Here is a 3,114-nt window from a genome sequence, read left to right on the forward strand (position 1 = left end):
CATTTCGTGGCTCAATGGCTGGCCTGTCAACACCCCTGTCAACGCTTCGCCCCATACCTCGCGGTATGCAACGCATGACTCGGGGACCTTGTGGATTGCTGGTCCTTCAATGGTCGGGGACTTTCACCCCTTGATCTCTACCGGTCTCCCGGCGCACACTGTATATATATACAGTTTCAAGCGAGGGGAAAATACGATGAAGTTCATTCCTGCAGTATCAGAAGCCAGCATAGTAAAAATTCCTTTGTTCACAGAGCGATGCCCTGCGGGTTTTCCGTCACCGGCTGCGGACTACACTGAGTCTGAACTGGATCTGAATGAGTACTGCATTCACCGGCGCCACTCCACCTATTTTGTCAGGGCGATTGGCAACTCAATGACTGATATTGGCCTCTATTCCGGCGATCTGATGGTCGTGGATAAAGCAGAACAGCCGCGGCACGGGGATATTGTTATCGCGGAAATTGAGGGTGAATTTACGGTAAAACGCCTGCTTCTGACGCCACGGCCGGCCTTGCAGGCGATGAACCCGGACTTCCCTTCCCTGTACCCGGATCCGGAAACGCTGCAAATTTTCGGTGTGGTGACGGCCTTCATTCATAAAACCCGGAGGACAGACTGATGTTCGCCCTGGCCGACGTCAACTCCTTCTACGCCAGTTGCGAGAGGGTTTTCAGGCCGGATTTGCGCGGAAAACCGGTCGTCGTTCTCAGTAACAACGATGGCTGCGTTATTGCCCGGAGTGCTGAAGCCAAACGGCTGGGTATAAAGATGGGAACCCCCTGGTTCCAGCTCAAAGAGGCGCAGTTTCCTGAAAAACTGTACGTTTTTTCCAGCAATTACGAGCTCTACGCTAGCCTGAGTAACCGCGTGGTCGCCCTGCTGGAGGAGCTGTCTCCCCGCGTCGAACAATACTCGATAGACGAATGTTTCCTGGATGCCCGGGGAATTGGCCAATGTATGGATCTGGAGGATTTTGGCAGGCAGCTGCGTGGGCACGTTCTCAGTGGAACCGGACTGACGATCGGTGTCGGCTGCGGCGCCACAAAAACACTGGCCAAATCGGCGCAGTGGGCGTCAAAGGAATGGCCACAATTCAGGGGGGTGCTGGCGCTGTCGCCCGATAATCCACGCAGGACGGCAAAATTACTCAGCCTGCAGCCGGTGGAAGAAATCTGGGGCGTGGGGAACCGGATAGCGAAAAAGCTGCACGTTATGGGGATCACCACCGCCCTGCAGCTGTCGCTGACGAACCCCGCGTTTATCCGCAAAAACTTCAACGTAGTGCTGGAGCGCACGGTACGTGAGCTGAACGGCGAGAGCTGCATTTCACTGGAGGAAGCGCCGCCGCCGAAACAGCAGATTGTCTGCAGTCGCAGCTTCGGGCAGCGGATCACCACCTATGAAGAAATGCGCCAGGCCGTCTGCCAGTACGCCGAGCGCGCAGCAGAAAAGTTGCGAGGTGAGCGGCAGTACTGCCGGCATATCAGCATCTTCATCAAAACCTCCCCTTTTGCGGTTAATGAACCGTACTACGGTAACGTGGCCACTGAGAAACTGAACACCCCTACCCGTGACACCCGGGACATTATAGCGGCAGCGGTCAGGTCTCTGGACAGGATCTGGCTCGATGGCCACCGCTACGCAAAAGCGGGGATAATGCTCAATGATTTCAGCCCGAACGGCGTTGCACAGCTGAATCTGTTCGATGACGTGCAGCCACGGCCGCACAGCGATGCGCTGATGAAGGTGCTCGACGGTATTAATCATTCCGGACTCGGGAAAGTCTGGTTTGCCGGACGGGGTATTGCGCCGGACTGGCAGATGAAACGGGAGATGCTGTCACCGGCATATACCACCCGCTGGAAGGAGCTGCCGGTTGCCCGTTTCTGACCGTTGAAATGACAGAAGGGACTTGCCGCCAGAGCTTACTTTACCGATCATACAGATGACTTGTCTCAGGGGGGAACCATGACAAACATCATTCTGTGTGATGTGACTGCCAGCGTCAGCGAACTTAAAAACGATCCGGTGGCCACCGCCAGTGCCGGCGGCGGCTACCCGGTCGCGATTATTGACCGCAACCGCCCTGTTTTTTATTGTGTGCCCGCGGCTCTGTATGAACAAATGCTCGATGCGCTGGACGAAAAAGACCTGGTGCAATTGATCACAGAACGTCAAAACCAGCCGCTGCGTGAAGTGGATCTCAATCAGTATCTGTGATGTGCTCCGGTGCGAGGAGCAAGGAATGTATTAAATCAATGTTAAGGAACAATATGGGTAGCAAAATCGCAGGTGTGGTTTTCTTATTCTTCACTGTTTGGGGAATGGCTTCAGTGATTGAATTGCAGTACTGGCGTAACGCTGATACCTATCCTGTCTGGCTGACAAAACATCTCCGGATCTCTCCCGAAAATAACGAAAAGAGCCTGATAAGGATAGGAATGGAAACCTTTGACAAGGTATGTGGTGATAACAGGGGCCTCCTTGCCGTCACCCAAAAACAAAACGGTATGTTTATGCGCTGTGATGATTCCCCCGGATTTTTTTCATGGTTCAGCGGCGTTTACAAAGTCAGTTAATCAGATAACGTGTTGGACTTTCAATATGTTACCCACACGGTTATCCCCCGTTACTGTGGATAATCAATATATTATGTCTCAGACAGCTGCTTTTTCTACCATATGTTGTGTCCCTGATATCCCCTCGGACGGCGTGACAAACGACATCACACTGGAGACGCTGATGACGGGACCATGTTCATCCAGGGTCGTAAGAACGGCCGGGACTGGTTACCGGCCGGACGAAGGACCGGCCAACGTGCAGCGGCGGCAGCTGGTTTTAAAAATGCTGGCGGAAATTTAAAATTAAGCCGCACACCCCGCGAAATTTTGCAAATTTCACTCAACATGCTTCGTTCAGATCCCAACAGAGCTTTCACCATCACCTGTAATAGCCGCCCTGCTGCGTGATTACTCCGCTCAACAGGTTGCTTGCGACAAGCCAATACCTGTTCGTGACAGGCATTGCTTAACCATTGTCCCAAACTAATAATGTGCCGACGATGCAGGTGGGACCGTGGTCCCAGGCAGATAAGCTGACAGACGATGCAGG

General features: G+C 53.4%; 4 protein-coding genes. All 4 read left to right on the forward strand.

Annotated features, from left to right (window positions below; genetic code table 11):
• The first annotated feature begins 196 nt into the window (after positions 1-196).
• Positions 197-622, forward strand: coding sequence for a translesion error-prone DNA polymerase V autoproteolytic subunit (gene umuD / locus ENGE1_RS26085; protein ID WP_049153110.1), 426 nt, complete (start codon positions 197-199; stop codon positions 620-622).
• The gene (locus ENGE1_RS26090; RefSeq protein ID WP_004206782.1) at positions 622-1,893 is read left to right on the forward strand and encodes a Y-family DNA polymerase; all 1,272 of its coding nucleotides are present in this window, start codon (positions 622-624) and stop codon (positions 1,891-1,893) included. The genes umuD and ENGE1_RS26090 overlap by 1 nt, the downstream gene beginning before the upstream one ends.
• Positions 1,894-1,971: 78 nt before the next feature.
• Positions 1,972-2,223, forward strand: a complete 252-nt coding sequence (locus tag ENGE1_RS26095) for a type II toxin-antitoxin system Phd/YefM family antitoxin (protein WP_004206783.1) — start codon at positions 1,972-1,974, stop codon at positions 2,221-2,223.
• Between the two features lie 53 nt (positions 2,224-2,276).
• Positions 2,277-2,582 (forward strand): hypothetical protein, encoded by a 306-nt coding sequence (locus ENGE1_RS26100; protein WP_016156495.1) that lies wholly within the window; start codon positions 2,277-2,279, stop codon positions 2,580-2,582.
• Positions 2,583-3,114: the final 532 nt, after the last annotated feature.

Origin of the sequence: Pluralibacter gergoviae ATCC 33028 = NBRC 105706, assembly GCF_001598855.1 — a bacterium.
GTDB lineage: Bacteria > Pseudomonadota > Gammaproteobacteria > Enterobacterales > Enterobacteriaceae > Pluralibacter > Pluralibacter gergoviae.

Bases quoted from the DNA above. Each gene is read 5' to 3' on its own strand.
- ENGE1_RS26100 (WP_016156495.1), top strand. From the start codon at position 2,277: ATGGGTAGCAAAATCGCAGGTGTGGTTTTCTTATTCTTCACTGTTTGG.
- umuD (WP_049153110.1), top strand. From the start codon at position 197: ATGAAGTTCATTCCTGCAGTATCAGAAGCCAGCATAGTAAAAATTCCT.
- ENGE1_RS26095 (WP_004206783.1), top strand. From the start codon at position 1,972: ATGACAAACATCATTCTGTGTGATGTGACTGCCAGCGTCAGCGAACTT.
- ENGE1_RS26090 (WP_004206782.1), top strand. From the start codon at position 622: ATGTTCGCCCTGGCCGACGTCAACTCCTTCTACGCCAGTTGCGAGAGG.